The 14,398-nt window shown below is 68.3% G+C and carries 15 protein-coding genes and 1 pseudogene; 5 read left to right on the top strand and 11 right to left on the bottom strand.

What is annotated here, in order from left to right; translation table 11 throughout:
* Positions 1 to 4: 4 nt before the first annotated feature.
* Positions 5 to 598 carry a DUF2510 domain-containing protein gene (locus tag ACOKR1_RS05065; protein WP_422935635.1) on the bottom strand — a complete coding sequence of 198 codons (594 nt, stop codon included), beginning with the start codon at positions 596 to 598 and terminating at the stop codon, positions 5 to 7.
* A gap of 266 nt (positions 599 to 864) precedes the next feature.
* On the opposite strand from ACOKR1_RS05065, the gene ACOKR1_RS05060 reads away from it, so the two are divergent.
* Genes ACOKR1_RS05060 through ACOKR1_RS05050 form a run of 3 tightly spaced genes read left to right on the top strand, consistent with a single transcriptional unit; the run spans position 865 to position 4,454 of the window.
* Positions 865 to 3,171: a transglycosylase domain-containing protein gene (locus tag ACOKR1_RS05060; RefSeq protein WP_422935634.1), complete on the top strand. Its 2,307-nt coding sequence runs from the start codon at positions 865 to 867 to the stop codon at positions 3,169 to 3,171.
* A 58-nt stretch (positions 3,172 to 3,229) separates the two neighbouring features.
* Complete coding sequence (locus ACOKR1_RS05055; RefSeq protein WP_422935633.1) at positions 3,230 to 4,258, top strand: PHP domain-containing protein; 1,029 nt, start codon at positions 3,230 to 3,232, stop codon at positions 4,256 to 4,258.
* A complete protein-coding gene (locus ACOKR1_RS05050; protein ID WP_422935632.1) occupies positions 4,233 to 4,454 on the top strand; it encodes a hypothetical protein in 222 nt (73 codons plus the stop codon). The genes ACOKR1_RS05055 and ACOKR1_RS05050 overlap by 26 nt, the downstream gene beginning before the upstream one ends.
* 227 nt (positions 4,455 to 4,681) lie before the next feature.
* Here ACOKR1_RS05050 and ACOKR1_RS05045 read toward each other — a convergent pair whose 3' ends face one another.
* Positions 4,682 to 4,807: a hypothetical protein gene (locus ACOKR1_RS05045; RefSeq protein ID WP_422935631.1), complete on the bottom strand. Its 126-nt coding sequence runs from the start codon at positions 4,805 to 4,807 to the stop codon at positions 4,682 to 4,684.
* Between the two features lie 340 nt (positions 4,808 to 5,147).
* The gene (locus tag ACOKR1_RS05040) at positions 5,148 to 5,324 is read right to left on the bottom strand and encodes a hypothetical protein (protein WP_422935630.1); all 177 of its coding nucleotides are present in this window, start codon (positions 5,322 to 5,324) and stop codon (positions 5,148 to 5,150) included.
* 300 nt (positions 5,325 to 5,624) lie between these two features.
* Here ACOKR1_RS05040 and ACOKR1_RS05035 point away from each other — a divergent pair, with 300 nt between their 5' ends.
* Entirely contained in the window at positions 5,625 to 6,494 is an 870-nt protein-coding gene (locus ACOKR1_RS05035; protein WP_422935629.1) for a class II glutamine amidotransferase, read from the top strand.
* Between the two features lie 94 nt (positions 6,495 to 6,588).
* Here ACOKR1_RS05035 and ACOKR1_RS05030 read toward each other — a convergent pair whose 3' ends face one another.
* The 7 genes and pseudogenes from ACOKR1_RS05030 to ACOKR1_RS05000 form a co-directional block, all read right to left on the bottom strand.
* On the bottom strand, positions 6,589 to 7,350 hold the full coding sequence (locus ACOKR1_RS05030; protein WP_415853989.1) for an ABC transporter permease: 762 nt from the start codon (positions 7,348 to 7,350) through the stop codon (positions 6,589 to 6,591).
* A gap of 11 nt (positions 7,351 to 7,361) precedes the next feature.
* Positions 7,362 to 8,111, bottom strand: a complete 750-nt coding sequence (locus tag ACOKR1_RS05025) for an ABC transporter ATP-binding protein (RefSeq protein WP_422935628.1) — start codon at positions 8,109 to 8,111, stop codon at positions 7,362 to 7,364.
* Positions 8,108 to 8,479, bottom strand: a complete 372-nt coding sequence (locus tag ACOKR1_RS05020) for a DUF1048 domain-containing protein (RefSeq protein ID WP_422935627.1) — start codon at positions 8,477 to 8,479, stop codon at positions 8,108 to 8,110. The genes ACOKR1_RS05025 and ACOKR1_RS05020 overlap by 4 nt, the downstream gene beginning before the upstream one ends.
* 1 nt (position 8,480) lies before the next feature.
* Entirely contained in the window at positions 8,481 to 8,813 is a 333-nt protein-coding gene (locus tag ACOKR1_RS05015) for a PadR family transcriptional regulator (RefSeq protein ID WP_422935626.1), read from the bottom strand.
* A 479-nt stretch (positions 8,814 to 9,292) separates the two neighbouring features.
* Positions 9,293 to 9,865 carry a HEAT repeat domain-containing protein gene (locus ACOKR1_RS05010; RefSeq protein ID WP_422936555.1) on the bottom strand — a complete coding sequence of 191 codons (573 nt, stop codon included), beginning with the start codon at positions 9,863 to 9,865 and terminating at the stop codon, positions 9,293 to 9,295.
* Positions 9,849 to 10,070: pseudogene (locus ACOKR1_RS05005) on the bottom strand (putative toxin); the annotation flags it as partial. The gene ACOKR1_RS05010 and the pseudogene ACOKR1_RS05005, both read right to left, overlap by 17 nt.
* Positions 10,071 to 10,143: 73 nt before the next feature.
* Positions 10,144 to 10,539: a hypothetical protein gene (locus ACOKR1_RS05000; protein ID WP_422935625.1), complete on the bottom strand. Its 396-nt coding sequence runs from the start codon at positions 10,537 to 10,539 to the stop codon at positions 10,144 to 10,146.
* Between the two features lie 262 nt (positions 10,540 to 10,801).
* Between ACOKR1_RS05000 and ACOKR1_RS04995 the strand changes: the two genes are divergently transcribed.
* On the top strand, positions 10,802 to 12,673 hold the full coding sequence (locus ACOKR1_RS04995) for a glycoside hydrolase family 2 protein (protein ID WP_422935624.1): 1,872 nt from the start codon (positions 10,802 to 10,804) through the stop codon (positions 12,671 to 12,673).
* A 17-nt stretch (positions 12,674 to 12,690) separates the two neighbouring features.
* Here the strand turns inward: ACOKR1_RS04995 and ACOKR1_RS04990 are convergent, their stop codons facing one another.
* The gene (locus ACOKR1_RS04990) at positions 12,691 to 14,355 is read right to left on the bottom strand and encodes a phosphodiester glycosidase family protein (protein ID WP_422935623.1); all 1,665 of its coding nucleotides are present in this window, start codon (positions 14,353 to 14,355) and stop codon (positions 12,691 to 12,693) included.
* Positions 14,356 to 14,398: the final 43 nt, after the last annotated feature.

Here is a 14,398-nt window from a genome sequence, read left to right as displayed (position 1 = left end):
CCGCTCAGGTGGAGATCGACGGGGCCATCATGGAGAACAGGCTCACCATCTTGATCGTCGCGAGGCCGTAGCCAAGGACGAAGGCGGCCACGAGCGCCCACACCGGAGCCAAGCCTCTGGGCCGGGCGACCTGGTGGACAATGACGGACCGGCCGATCACGTAGACGATCGGCGAGAGGAACGCCCAGGCCCAGTGGAACGGACGGACCAACCCTTGGGCCTCGAGTCGCCTCGTGTCGAGGTAGGCGAACCAGATGACCAGCCCGTACGCCAGAATGGCGGAGACGAGGATCGCGAAGTAGAAGGGTGTGAAGACCGAGGTCGCATCGACGATCCGGACCTGGCTTCGCCCGCTCGTGACGGTCCGGTAGCGGAACGTCGGGTTCCATGCGAGCTCGAGCAAGAGGCTCGTGTAGGGCAGGAACGCGACAACCCAGATCGTCCAGCCGTAGATCGCGGCCCCGGCGCGGAGCGGCGGGCGCCCGATCATCACCGACGGGCGGTACATCGGCTGGTAGTGCGGCGTCCACATCCGGCCGTCCCACCACCGGACGTGCCCCGGGCGGTCCGGGGCCGGATACCAGCCCTGCGCCGGCACGCTCGATCCTTGGACGGCTGCGGGCCATCCCCCATTCGCACCGCTCACGCGTTCCCTCGCTCTCGGCGACGCCCCGGCCCGTTGCCGAGGGCAATCAGGCTGATCATAGGCGACGGCGGGGGCTTCCGCGGGGGCCCAAAGCCCCTTCGGGCGCCTCTGACCGTCCCCGCGCGTCCCTTCCAGTACGCGTACTGCCCGGCACCGCGCCAATCCGTACGCGTTCCGGCCGGCCAGTTTCCAGACCCGCCGACGGTTGGCCTCCTATAATGCGGTTCATGGCCCATGTCTTGCACGTGGTGGCCAGAGCGCTCGGGTTGATTATCAGCTTCCTTGGCGTCAGCGCCCTCTGCGGAGTGCTCGCGGCGGGCCTTATGCTGCCCGCGGCCGCGGTAACCGGCGGCGCAGCATACGGCTCGGTGCAGTTCTTCGACAGTCTCCCGACCCAACTCAAAGTCGACCCTCCAAGCCTCATCACGCGGATCGTCGCATCCGACGGTTCGCCGATCGCGTCGCTGTTCACCGAGAACCGCACGCCGATCCCCCTCGACCAGGTCTCTCCCCAGCTCAAGAACGCGATCGTCGCGATCGAGGACTACAGGTTCTACGAGCACGGCGGCGTCGACACGACCGGGATCCTCAGGGCGGTCCTCGCGAACGCCCGCGGCGATCGGCAGGGCGCCTCGACGCTGACCCAGCAGTACGTCGCGAACGTGCTGCGGGAGAACGAGGTGGCGCAGGGCGAGGACTCCTCCGTGGCCCTCGATTCCCAGAAGACGCTCGGCGACAAGCTGCGGGAGATGAAGCTCGCGATCGGGCTCGAGCAGCAGTTCTCGAAGGACCAGATCCTTCAGGGCTATCTCAACCTCGTCTTCTTCAACTCGAATGCCTACGGCATCGAGGCCGCCAGCCAGTACTTCTTCTCGGTGGACGCGAAGGACCTCACGCTCCCGCAGGCCGCGCTCCTCGCCGGGATCGTCAACGGGCCGTCGCTGTACGACCCCACGGCCCACGCGGACCTCTCGGTTCTACGGCGTAACCTCGTGCTCGACGCGATGCTCAAGCACGGGTACATCAACCAGAAGGACCACGACGCCGCCGTCGCAACCCCGCTCCAGCTCAAGGTCAATCCACCCAAGCAGGGGTGCGCGTACGCGTCCCAAGCCCAGTACTTCTGCGACTACGTCCTGCATCAGCTCGAGAACGACCCGGCGTACGGCAAGACGGTCGACGAGCGGGTTCGGAAGCTCCAGCGTGAAGGCCTGACGATCAAGACGACCCTCGATCCGCGGCTCCAGGGCCCGGCCCAGGCTCAGGTCGACGCGACGGCAGGCGCGAACCCGGACAAGTGGGGCACGTCGCTCGTCACGGTCCAGCCCGGCACGGGGCGTATTCTCTCGATGGCGCAGAACACCCGCCTGCTTCCGGGCCAGGGCTCGAACTTCGTCACGGCCTACAACTTCAACGTCGACAGAACGGACGCGAGCGGGAACGCGCTGGGCGGCGCGGGCGGGATGCAGCCCGGCTCGGCGATGAAACCCGTGACCCTCACGGCGTGGTTGAACGAGGGCAAGCCTACCGACCAGAAGGTTGACGCGAGCAAGCGCGTGTACCCGCTCAACTATCCGTGGAGGGACACGTGCGCCCGGGTCGTCGGCGCGTACGACACAGCCCAGAAGTCACTCGGCGCCAGCGACGACCTCCTGAACGACGAGCCCCAGTGGTACCGGCCGATGACCGTCCGCGAGGGCGTCTACCAGTCGATCAACACGGCGACATTCGCCTCGGCCGCGGGCCTCAACGACTTCTGCGACATCCAGCGTGCCGCGGATGCGCTGGGACTCCACGACGGCGAGGGCCACGGCAGGAAGGTCGACATGTCCACGCTCGGCAACCTGCTCGGCGGGCCGAACATTGCGCCGCTGAGCCTCGCCAGCGAATACGCCACGTTCGCGAGCAACGGCACGTACTGCACGCCGATCGCGATCACGGACGTGACCGACTCACAGGGCAAGCGGATCGGCGGGCAGGCGCAGCAGTGCCAGGCGAACGCGATCAAGCCCGACGTCGCGAAGGCCGTCACGAGCGTCCTCCAGGACGTGCTCACGAAGGGGTCCGGGTACAACATCAAGGACAACAACGGCCAGACCATCAAGCTGGGCGTCCCGGACGCGGCCAAGACGGGCACCAACGAGTACAACAGCGAGACGTGGCTCATCGGCTACACGAAGGGACTCTCCACCGCGTCCTACTTCGGCGAGGCGCTCGGCAACCCCGAAGATCACCTCGGCCGGAACGTCCTGGTCAACGGCAAGTTCTGGCCCGTGATCGACGGCGCGTACATCGCGGGCCCGCAGTGGGCGTACTACATGCAGAAGGTCCTGGGCCTCTACGATCACGGACCGTTCGATGCGCCGCCGCCGAACCTCGTCAACGCACCGGGGACGCCCGCCCCGGCCGCCCCCGCCCCGGCCGCAGCGCCAGCCCCAGCCGTGCCAGCCGTGCCCGCGGTGCCGGCGCTGCCCTCATTCCCGGTGATTCCCATCCCGTCCAAGCACCCCGGAGACGGCCAGTGAGCGGTAGGCGAGGTCCAGGCGCGAGGCCGGCGCCGCCGTCGTCCGCGGCAAGGTGAGCATGGATCCCATCGATGCGCTCCGCGAGATCGCGTTCCGGCTCGAGCGCGAACTGGCCCCAAGCTTCAAGGTCAAGGCCTTCCGCCACGCCGCCGAGGCGATCGCCGGCATCTCTGCGGACGATCTCGCGGCGCGCGTCCGCGACGGCCAGCTCAAACGCACGCCGGGCATCGGCGCGCGGACGTTCGAGGTGATCCACCAGACCGTCGACGGGCAGGTCCCGGACTATCTCCAGGTGCTGCGGGAGCGCGGCGAGGAGCCGCTCGCGGAGGGCGGGCGCGCGCTCCACGCGCTGCTCCGCGGCGACCTCCACAGCCACACCTCATCGTCCGACGGCGGCTCCCCCCTTGAGGAGATGGCGCAGGCCGCGCGCCTGTTGGGCCGCGATTACCTCGCCGTCACCGACCATTCCCCGAATCTCACCGTGGCCAACGGGCTCTCGGCCGAGTTGCTCTCCGAGCAGGTGGACCTCGTCGACGCGTACAACGGCTCGCGCCCGGCGGACGAACGCTTTCGCCTGCTCGCCGGGATCGAGGTGGACATCCTCGAGGACGGCACGCTCGATCAGGAGGCGGAGCTGCTGAGCCAGCTCGACGTCGTCGTCGCGAGCGTGCACTCGAAGCTGCGTGCCGAGGAACGCGCCATGACCCGGCGCATGCTCCGCGCGATCGAGGATCCGCCCACCGACGTGCTCGGGCACTGCACAGGGCGGCTCGTGATGGGCTCGCGCGGGACGCGGCCCGAGTCGACTTTCGACGCCGCGCGGGTCTTCGCGGCCTGCGCAGAGAATCAGGTGGCGGTCGAGGTCAACTCCCGCCCCGAGCGCCAAGACCCGCCCGACGGCCTCATTCAGCAGGCCCTCGACGCGGGCTGCCTGTTCAGCATCGACTCCGACGCGCACGCGCCCGGCCAGCTCGACTTCCTCCAGTACGGCGCGGCGCGCGCCGAGGCCAACGGGATCCCGGCGGAGCGGATCGTGACGACGTGGCCTCGCGAGCGGCTGCTTGAGTGGAGCGGACGACGGCGGTAGCGCGCCTCGCGCTTTCACGAACCCTCCGGCGCCGGTAGCCTCGTGCGAGGTCGCAACCGGGGATCCCGCGCCTCGCGCGGACTTCTCCGGGTACACGATCATCGAGGCGGCCTCGGAGCAGGCGGCGCGCGAGATCCTGAGCGGGCACCCGTTCATCGCCCGGGGCGGCACCCTCCAGATCAACGAATGCCTCTAGCGTTTTGCAGCCCGGAGGGGGCCCCGCTGGGGCCCCCTCCGCGTTTAACCTTGGGCGCAGACGCCCGATGGCGGGCCCACGCTGCGGACCCGCCATCTCACCAGAACCACCCATGAAGAGGCGTCTCACCGTGTCGGCTCCCCAGCTAGCCGGCGACGCCTCGTCAGGGGTTTACCCGCCTCCTGAGTCCTCAAACCTCCGGGCCATGGACGGGCTCGGATCGAGTCTCACGCACCGGAGCGGTGTCTGCGGAGGTGTTCGAGGAGCGCGCGCTCGGGCTCGTCCTCGTTGCGCCGCATGAGTTCCTCGAGCTCCGCTCGGGTCTCCTCGCCCAGATCGGGATGGCCGAGCACCTCGTGGATGATGTCGAGGACCTGATCGCGCAGGGTCTCGGCTCCGGCGTGGAGGCTCCTTGCACGGCGCCCAGACCTGTGACCCCACCCGCGGGGACCGGCGCCGTCAAGACGGCATGGGGTCGCAGTGCGACGACCTTGAGTGGGGGTCCGAAAGCGAGGGAGATTGGCTCGCCCGCTTCCCAGCGCTGGGGGCATTCCATGATCGCTTTGTCAGCCTTCCGAATTGTGCATGTAACTTCGTGCGTAAAATCTGACTCCGCAAAAGTGGTGTTTCCGAGACTACTTTCGAACCGGCTCGGCGATGACGACCGTGTTTTTCCCCCACGGGTCGTTGAAGTCACAGGTAATCATCACCATCCTGTTCGGGACAATAGCCCAGATAGCGGAATCGAAGAGCGTTGCCTTGGGGAATCGTGAGGCTGAGCCCGAGGACCAGCGCGGCGGCCAGAATGCTCACGAGCGCCCGCCGCAGGCCGCGGCCGCCGGCCACCTCAGCACGAACTAAGCTCTCCACGACGGCCCCCTTCACGTCAAAATAGAGAACGGTTGACCCCTGTGATAAACCCGCCGCAATTAATTTAGGCAACAGTTCATCAGGACCTCTCCCCGACCAAGAGATCCAAGCGAGACCCAGGACTTCCAGATGCGCTGCAAGCCGCGCGCGGCCGTTCTCAAAGCAGACTCTATGATTACTTGCGGCAACTGTCTAGTTGCTGATGCGAACTAGATTTGTTCGAGCGTCAACTCTGGACAGGGGTAGAACGAGGAGGTATTGTCTGGCGGCTTGGCGGGCCCCCGGTTGTAGGGTGGGGCTATGTGCCGCCTGTTCGCATTGCACGCAGGTCGAACTCGAGCGAGGGCAACCTTTTGGCTGCTTGACGCGCCGGACAGCCTCAGGGAGCAGAGCCGCCGGGAGCCCGACGGGACCGGCATCGGCACGTTCACGGCTCAGGGCCGGCCGAAAGTGGAGAAGCAGGCCATCGCGGCCTGGGCGGACCGCGCGTTCGCCCGAGAGGCCCGGGACCTCGAGAGCACCACGTTCATCGCCCACGTGCGCTACGCGAGCGCGGGGGCGCACACGTTCGTCAACACGCATCCGTTCGAGCAGTCCGGCAGGCTCTTCGCGCACAACGGGGCCTTCGGCGGGCTCGCCACGCTCGAGACGCGGCTCGAGGACCTCGGCACCGCGGGCCTCGTGCGGGGAGAGACCGACAGCGAGCGCCTCTTCGCCCTCATCACCGCCGAGGCCCGCATCGCAGGCGGCGATCTCGAGGCCGGCATCGTCAACGCGGTCTCCTGGATCGCCGAACGGCTCCCCGTGTTCAGCCTGAACTTCATCATCACGACGGCAACGGACGTGTGGGCCCTTCGCCACCCGGAGACTCACGAGCTCTACGTGCGCGAAGACCGGGGCCCGGCCGGCCCCACGGAGCGTCGGCTCGAGGCGCGAAGCGCACGCATCACGGTTCACAGCGACGACGTCGCCGAGCACGTGCTCGTCGCCACCGAACGCATGGACAACGACCCGCGCTGGCGGCTCTTGGACCCTGGGGAGCTGCTCCACGTTGGCCCCGATCTTCACGTCGCGTCCAGCCGCCCGCTCCCCCGGAACCCGGCGATCCAGCTCACCCTCGCGGATCTGGACCCGAAGGCGGCCGCCTCCCAGAAGCCGCACGGCGCCTGAGGCGCGTGCCGCTGCCGGAACCCCCTCGGCAACGCAGCGAACGACGACGGCGCCGCCCGCCGTCGTCGTTCGCCCCGCCGCAGCGGTGGAGCCGCTAGGAGATCTTCCGGCGGTAGGTCGCCATGGCGAAGAAGTACGCCACGATCAGGATGCCGACGCACCAGGCCAGGGCGGTCCAGATGTCCGCGCCCACGGGCTGGCCCGTGAAGAGGTCCCGGATGGCGTTCACGATCGACGTCACCGGCTGATTCTCGGCGAAGGCCCGCACGGGGCCGGGCATCGTGGCGGTGGGCACGAACGCCGAGCTGATGAACGGCAGGAAGAGGAGCGGGTAGGAGAAGGCGCTCGCGCCGTCGACCGTCTTGGCCGTGAGGCCCGGGATCACGGCGATCCACGTCAGCGCGAGGGTGAACAGGACCAGGATGCCGGCAACGGCGAGCCAGGCGAGCAGCCCGGCCCCGGAGCGGAAGCCCATGAGGAGGGCGACGAGCACCACGACGACGAGGGAGATCATGTTGGCCACAAGCGAGGTCAGCACGTGCGCCCACAGCACGGAGGAACGCGCGATCGGCATGGACTGGAACCGCTCGAAGATGCCGCTCTTCATATCGAGGAAGAGCCGGTACGCCGTGTAGGAGATGCCCGAGGCGATCGTGATGAGCAGGATGCCGGGCAGCAGGTAGCTCACGTACGAGTCCGAGCCGGAGTTGATCGCGCCCCCGAACACGTAGACGAACAGGAGCATGAAGGCGATCGGCATGATCGCGGTCGTGATGATGGTGTCCATGCTGCGCCCGATGTGGCGCAGGGACCGCCCCAGCAGAACGGCGGTGTCGCCGAAGAAGTGCTTGGCCATCGGTTCTTCCTTTACTCGACGCCGACGATCGCGAGGAAGACGTCCTCGAGTGTCGGCTGCTTCTCGACGTATTCGACCTCGGCGGGAGGAAGCAGCTGCTTGAGCTCGGCGAGGGTGCCGTTCACGATGATCCGGCCTCCGTGGAGGATCGCGATCCGGTCGGCGAGTTGTTCGGCCTCGTCCAGGTACTGCGTGGTGAGCAGCACCGTGGTGCCCTGTTGGGCGAGTTCCCGCACGGCCTGCCAGACCTCGAGGCGCGCCTGGGGGTCGAGCCCGGTGGTCGGCTCGTCGAGGAAGATGAGCGGCGGATTGCCGATGAGGCTCATCGCGATGTCGAGCCGCCGCCGCATGCCGCCCGAGTACGTGGCCACCTTCCGCGAGGCCGCGTCGGTCAGCGAGAAGCGTGCGAGCAGGCCGTCCGCGATCGCGCCCGGGTTCTTGAGGTGCCGCAGCTGGGCGACGAGCACGAGGTTCTCCCGCCCGCTCAGGATCTCGTCGACGGCCGCGAACTGGCCCGTGAGACTGATCGACTCCCGGACCTCCGCCGGCTGCGCCGCGACGTCGAAGCCGTTGACGCTCGCGGTCCCGGCATCGGCCTTGAGCAGCGTGGACAGGATCTTCACGACCGTGGTCTTGCCCGCACCGTTCGAGCCGAGCAGCGCGAAGATGCTTCCCCGGGCAACGTCGAAGTCGACGCCGCGGAGCACCTCGAGCTTCTTGTACGACTTCTCGAGGCCCTGCACATGGATCGCCGTGCTCATTTCTGTTCGCCTCGCTCCGCGTCCTCGATCGCCTTGGTCAGGCGGGCGCGTTCCTTGTCGATCCACCGGGTGCCGGAGTAGGCCTCGGCGAACGTCTCGGCGAACTCGACGGGATCCTCGCCGACGATCGCGCGGACCGGCGTGCCGTCGGCCGCGGCGCGCTCCCAGAGATCGGCGAAGTCACCGAACATCTTGAGCGTGGTGTCGCCGTCCGTGGTGATGCCTCCGTAGTACATGAGGTACCGCTGGAGGGCCTTCGCCGCGGAGCCGTACGGCTCGGGAAGCGTCTCGATGCGCCGCTTGTACTGCTTGTACTGCTTCTTCTGCTCGAGCGATCCCGTGACCAGCTCAATCCATTTGGCTGCCATTTCACTTGCCTCCTTCTTCGCGGAGCTGGCCGAGTCGATCGGCAAGAAAGCCCCAAGTTGTCCAGAACTCGTCGAGATACTCCCGACCCTGTGTGTTGAGCGAGTAGACCTTGCGCGGCGGCCCCTTCTCGGACGGGACCTTCTCCACGTCCACGAAGCCCTTCTGCTCGATCCGCACCAGGAGCGCGTAGATCGTGCCCTCGGCAATCTCGGAGAAGCCCTCGTCCCGCAACCGCGCCGTGATCTCGTAGCCGTAGGCGGCACGCACGGACAGGATGGCGAGGACGATGCCCTCCAGCGTGCCCTTGAGCATCTCGGTCATCTGCTTGCCCACGAACACCTCCTTGAGCTACTCAGTGTTATTGACTACCACTACATAGTAACGCTGAATAGCGACGGCGCAAGCCCCCCTTTGGAGGGAGTCGGTGCGATCCTGGGGTCCCTTACGGCACCCGGATCGACGGGGCCGTAAGGTGGATCCGCGACATGCCGTCGTTCGAGGCGGCGGGCGAGCACGTTCCCGGCTCGACGGTGGCGGAATTCGTCACACCACGCGGTACAACAAGCTCGAAAGACAGGCCCCTGTCGATGACCACCGCGAGGCGCGAGGCCGAGTTCCCGTATTGCGAACGACTTCACCTCTAGGTCCCGGGCGATCCCGGGCTGGGTGTTCCACGTCGTGCCGGAGCTGATCGGGCCATGGCGTCCGCGGCCGAAACCGCGGCATCACCACGTCGAGCCCCTTACAAAACTTTCCCGACAGACCCGGCGCCGGGCAGCGACGGCTAACCCCTACATTTGGTGACCCAGCGCTCATGCGAGCTTGGCCAGCGCCCTCTCCGCCTCTTTGCGAACCCAGGCACGATCATCCGTGACCATTCGGCGCAGGCCCTCTCGCGCCCGTGGGTCACCCAATTTGCCCAAGGCTTTCACCGCATGCCCGTTAACGACAGGGTCGTCAAGTAGCTCAACAATGATCACCCCGGCCTCCGGCCGCTTTGACCGACCCAGACCAAGGACCACCATCTCCCGCGCCTTCCCGTAGCGCTCATCGCGTGCCAAGGCGATCAGATCATTGAACCGCGAATCGTCCCAGAGCACCTCGATCCCATTGCCGACCGCCCAGCGCAGCGACTCAGATCTGGGATCCCCGGGTACCGGGCCAGCTCGAAACTCCTCGATGAGGGGGCCCAGTGCTTCCGTTCGCGCCCATGGCACAGACAGCGCCCTAACTATTTCCTCCTTCTGATTCGGCGTCTCTGCTCGGGCCAGCCATCGCACGAGCACCGGCACCGCATCGACGTACCGAGCACGCGACACACGCAACTCGGACACAGACCCAACCGGATATCCGACTGCCGCCAGTTCCTCAAACAGGCCCTCCATCACGGTCCCAATGACGAGATCCGAGCGTCGTGGACTGCCGGACATAGAGATTGAACTGCAATCCGTTTGCTTGGGCATGGGCAACGTCGTCCCGAAGCTGGCTCCTATACCCCAGATGCTTGACGTCCTTCCCCTCTCCGACAGTAGTGTCAGTCAACTTGTCAGGAATGCGATATGCCGCCTTCCCAGTCGCGGACCGAATCCTCTGAGTGTCTTCACGATTCCCCCCGCAACCTCGCCAACATCTCCAGCGACTGGAAGCAAGGGGTCGCTCAGCGCTAGGAGGCCGGTTCGCGCTCCGCCTGCGCCGGGTCCGCTTCGAGGAATGTCAGGACGAGTTCGGTGACGAGCGCGCGCTGCCTCGGCGAAAGCCGCTCCGAGCCCTCCGGGAGGACGAACGGGACGTCCAGCTCCCCCGCCCCTCGCATGGCCTCGCGCGCGGGGTCGCCCTGACCGGCCTCCTCCGCGTCGGCGCCGATGAGGTCGTCTAGCTCGTCCGGGCTAAGGCGCATCGCCGCCGCGAGGTTCTTCCGCGCGTCGGCATCAGGGCTGGCCGCGCCGCAGACCACCGACACGACGTGCGTCGTGGACATCCTCGCCTCGTTGGCCAGGGCACTGAGGGAGCCGAATCCGGCAGAGCGGATGGCCGTGGCCCATTGCTCCGGAATCTCCACGCCGCGGCTCCTTCCAAGTGCCCGCCCACCACTCTAGGCCCTCACAGTGCCAGGCCCCGGTCGGCAGCGCCGGGGGCTACCCCCGGACCATCGCGGCCGTCGCGGCGAGCGCCGCGCCGGGTGCCTGCGTGATCCGCGGGGCACAGCGCGGATGGGCAGTACGGATATAACGTGGGCCAGGCTCCGCGTTTCAACGTTAGAATGGCCCTTCCGGCCCCGTGCGTCGCGGCCGACCCCGCTCCCCCCGCAAAGGATCATGGTGATGGTGGAAATCGACTTCGAGTCCGTCGAGACGACAACGCCCTTCCGGGAGGCCTCCCTCCCGACCGCATCGCGCCAGGACGGCAGCTATCCGCGGCCGCAAATGCTCCGCGCTGAGTGGTGCGATCTGGACGGGCCCTGGTCCTTCCGCCATGACGACGACGGCGCCGGCACAGCGGCGGGGTGGTCCCGAGGCTTCAGCGGTGGTCCCCAGATCGAGGTTCCCTTCCCTCCCGAATCGACCGCTTCCGGCATCGCGGAGCCGGACTTCCACCCCGTGGTCTGGTATTCGCGCCAGATCGGGCCAGAGGAGCTCGCCGCGGCCGGCCACGGCGACGCCCGGCCGCGCGTCCTGCTGCACCTCGGAGCGGTGGACTACCGCGCCCGTGTGTGGCTCGACGGCCATTTCGTGGGTGAGCACGAGGGCGGGCACACGCCCTTCTCCTTCGACATCACCCACCTCGTCGGCGGGGCCGGCGCCGGCCAGCAGCACACCGTGGTGGTGCGTGCCGAAGACGATCCCCACGACACCTCCCAGCCCCGCGGCAAGCAGGACTGGCACGAGTCCCCACACGCGATCTGGTACCACCGCACCACCGGCATCTGGCAGACCGTATGGCTCGAGGCCGTACCTGAGGCCCACATTGCGCGGCTGCGCTGGACCCAGAATGGCCCGGCGTCCGTCACGGCGACGCTGCAGTTCGACGGCGTGGTCCCAGCCAGGGCAGTGGCTCGCGTCAAGCTGCGGTGGGAGGATCGCAGCGAGGACCTCGGCACCGCGAGCGTCGAGGTCACCTCTCGCCGCGTGGACGTCACGGTGCCGCTCACCCGCCAGATCAACGGCCAGGCGGAGAGCGAGCTCGTGTGGAGCCCCGAGCATCCCCGTCTCATTGACGCCCGGATCACGCTCACGGACGGCGACTGTACGGAGGTCGACGCCGTGGCGAGCTACCTCGGGATCCGAACGGCCGCCGTCGACCGCGGATCCTTCCTCCTCAACGACCGCCCCTACGATGTGCGCAGCGTCCTGAACCAGGGCTACTGGCCACAGTCGCACCTCGCGGCGCCGAGCCGGGACGCGCTGCGCCGGGAGGTCGAGCTCATCAAGGCCCTCGGATTCAACGCGACGAGGATCCACCAGAAGATCGAGGACCCGCGGTTCCTGTTCTGGGCCGATCGCCTCGGCCTTCTGGTCTGGGGCGAGGCACCGGGTGCCTACGAATTCTCCCCCACAGCCGTCCAGCGGCTCATGCGGGAGTGGATGGACGCCGTCGAACGCGACGCCTCGCACCCCAGCATCGTGACGTGGGTGCCCGCGAACGAAAGCTGGGGGCTCCAGCACGTGGCGCATTCCGCCGCGCAGCAGGCGTACTCCCGCGCTCTCGCGGACGTCACGCGCGCGCTCGACCCGTCGCGCCCCGTCATCTCCAACGACGGCTGGGAGCACCAGAATTCGGACATCCTCAGCGTCCACGATTACGAGGGCGACGGCGCCGTCCTGGCACGCACGTACGCCGACGACGACGCGCGGGCGCGGCTGCTCGCCGGCATGGGGCCGGCGGGCCGGCGGATCCTCGTCGGCGGGGCGCAGGATCATGGCCAGCCGATCATGCTGACGGAGTTCGGCGGGATCGACTACCAAGTGGGCCCCGGGCGCGACGACGGCTGGGGCTACACCGTCGCGGCCACCGGCGAGGAATGGCTCGAGCGCATCGCGAGCCTGTACAGCGCGATCCGCTCGAGCTCATTCCTCGCCGGGAGCTGCTACACCCAGCTGACCGACACGCTGCAGGAGACCAACGGGCTCCTCACCGAGGACCGCGTGCCGAAGATGCCCCTCGAGCAGATCCGCGCGGCCGTCACCGGGGCCTGAACAGGCCCCCGCCGGGATCACTCCCGGTTGGAGTCCTCCGAGTCGCTCCGCGTCGGCAGCACGAGGACCGCATCGCCCACCGGCCTCTCGGCCTTCCCGGACGGCGTGTTCACCACCGAGCCACCCGCGACCGCCGTCGTCGAACCACCGCCGTCGAGGTTCATCGCCTGGACCATGCCGAGCGACGTGGCGACGTCGGCCTCCTCCTTGAGGCTCAGCCCGAGCGAGTTCGTCGAGCGGCCGTCGGCCGTGACGAGGATCGTGCGGCCCTGCGCGTCGGTGCCGGCGAACGTCCGCGGGTTCCGCTTGTGAACCCAGCCGTAGTAGAAGCTGTTGTTGTCGTTCGGGCGGACCATGCCGTCCTGCCGGACGGTGACGTCCTCCTGGCCGTCCTTGACCAAGAGCGGACCGCCGTTGACCACGCTCGTGTGCTTCGTCGTCGTCAGCTGGCGCCCGTCCTCCCCCACAACATGGGCGTCGAGCCGCAGCTTCTCGCCCACGTTCGCGAGCGCCCGAAGCTGCGCGACGTCGTCGCCCGTGGCCTGGATCGTGTGGCCGCCCGCGGGAACCGCGGTTCCGCGGGACTCCGCGACGGAAGTCACGGCGTCGTGGCTGTCCAGCGTGACCTCGAGCCCCGCGCCGGCCGGGGTCTTGGCCCCGAACTCCGGGGTGAAGGCCACGAGCTCGCTCGCCTTGGTGCACGTGACGTCCTGCCGCGGGAGCTCAGTGGGCAGAGCCCCCTTCTCGCCGCAGTTCCGGATGAGCCCGGGGTTGCGGTTGATGCCCTCGAGGCCCAGCGTCCCGCCCGCGCCGGAGACCGATCCGCTCCACGTGAGCCGCTGGATGCTCGCACGGTTGTTCGCGCCGTTCAGGATGAGGCCGGGGCGGTCGCCGACCGGCTCGCGCAGCGTCTTCCCGCCGTAGATGCCCACGCCGGCGGGGTCGCCCGGGGCGCCGGCCGCCGGGTCGAAGACGAAGAATCCCGCGTTGACTCCGGCGACGGCGTTCTGGGCAGCCGCGAGCTGGCTCGTCGCCTCGGGCTTCTCGAGGTCCGGGCCGAACGAGGCCGTGAGTTCGCCCTCGTACTGCTCCGGGTCGATCGTGATGACGTCGAGGTTCCACGGTCCGCGCGACTGGGAGCTGGTTCCGGCATCGCCGTCCCACCCCGTGTAGACGACCGATGACGAGTAGCCCGCGGCCTTGATCCGCGCGACCGTCCCGGCGCCGTCCGCCTGCGCCGAGAAGTGCCCGGCGCGGACCCGATAGCCGAGGGGGCCACCCGCGTCCGCGAGCTGCGGGGAGACCACGTGCTCGACGCGGGTATCGAGGCCCGCGGCTTTGAGCTTGGCCGCCACGTTCTGGGCGCTCGCCTGGCTGGAAAGGGCCGACGACGGCGCGTCCGGATCCGGGGAGTCGGACGGGATGGCGACTTCAGCCGTCCAGAACAACGAGCTGTCCGCCCCGCCGCGGTGGATCGTGGTCAAGGTGACGCCCGGGGCGAGCGTCTTCTCGGTCCGAGTCTCGGGGAGGTCTGCGGCACCGAGGTTGAGGTGCGCCGCTGGGACGGACGGAGCCGGGGTCTCGCTCGCGTGCGTGGGTCCGGCCGGGCCGAGGAGGGCCGAGGACAAGGCGACCGCGAGGCCGGTGGACAGGAGTCTTCTACGCGTTCTGGGTGAGGGCACCGTCCAAGGCTAGGAAGCGAATCGCGGTCTGGGCGTGGGGTTG

This window comes from Sinomonas sp. P47F7 (genome assembly GCF_049332655.1).
In the GTDB taxonomy this organism is placed as follows: Bacteria; Actinomycetota; Actinomycetes; order Actinomycetales; family Micrococcaceae; genus Sinomonas.
This window is presented reverse-complemented; position numbering and strand designations above follow the sequence as displayed.

Bases quoted from the DNA above. Each gene is read 5' to 3' on its own strand.
- ACOKR1_RS05060 (WP_422935634.1), top strand. From the start codon at position 865: ATGCGGTTCATGGCCCATGTCTTGCACGTGGTGGCCAGAGCGCTCGGG.
- ACOKR1_RS05055 (WP_422935633.1), top strand. From the start codon at position 3,230: ATGGATCCCATCGATGCGCTCCGCGAGATCGCGTTCCGGCTCGAGCGC.
- ACOKR1_RS05035 (WP_422935629.1), top strand. From the start codon at position 5,625: ATGTGCCGCCTGTTCGCATTGCACGCAGGTCGAACTCGAGCGAGGGCA.
- ACOKR1_RS05030 (WP_415853989.1), bottom strand. From the start codon at position 7,350: ATGGCCAAGCACTTCTTCGGCGACACCGCCGTTCTGCTGGGGCGGTCC.
- ACOKR1_RS05025 (WP_422935628.1), bottom strand. From the start codon at position 8,111: ATGAGCACGGCGATCCATGTGCAGGGCCTCGAGAAGTCGTACAAGAAG.
- ACOKR1_RS05020 (WP_422935627.1), bottom strand. From the start codon at position 8,479: ATGGCAGCCAAATGGATTGAGCTGGTCACGGGATCGCTCGAGCAGAAG.
- ACOKR1_RS05010 (WP_422936555.1), bottom strand. From the start codon at position 9,865: ATGGAGGGCCTGTTTGAGGAACTGGCGGCAGTCGGATATCCGGTTGGG.
- ACOKR1_RS04995 (WP_422935624.1), top strand. From the start codon at position 10,802: ATGGTGGAAATCGACTTCGAGTCCGTCGAGACGACAACGCCCTTCCGG.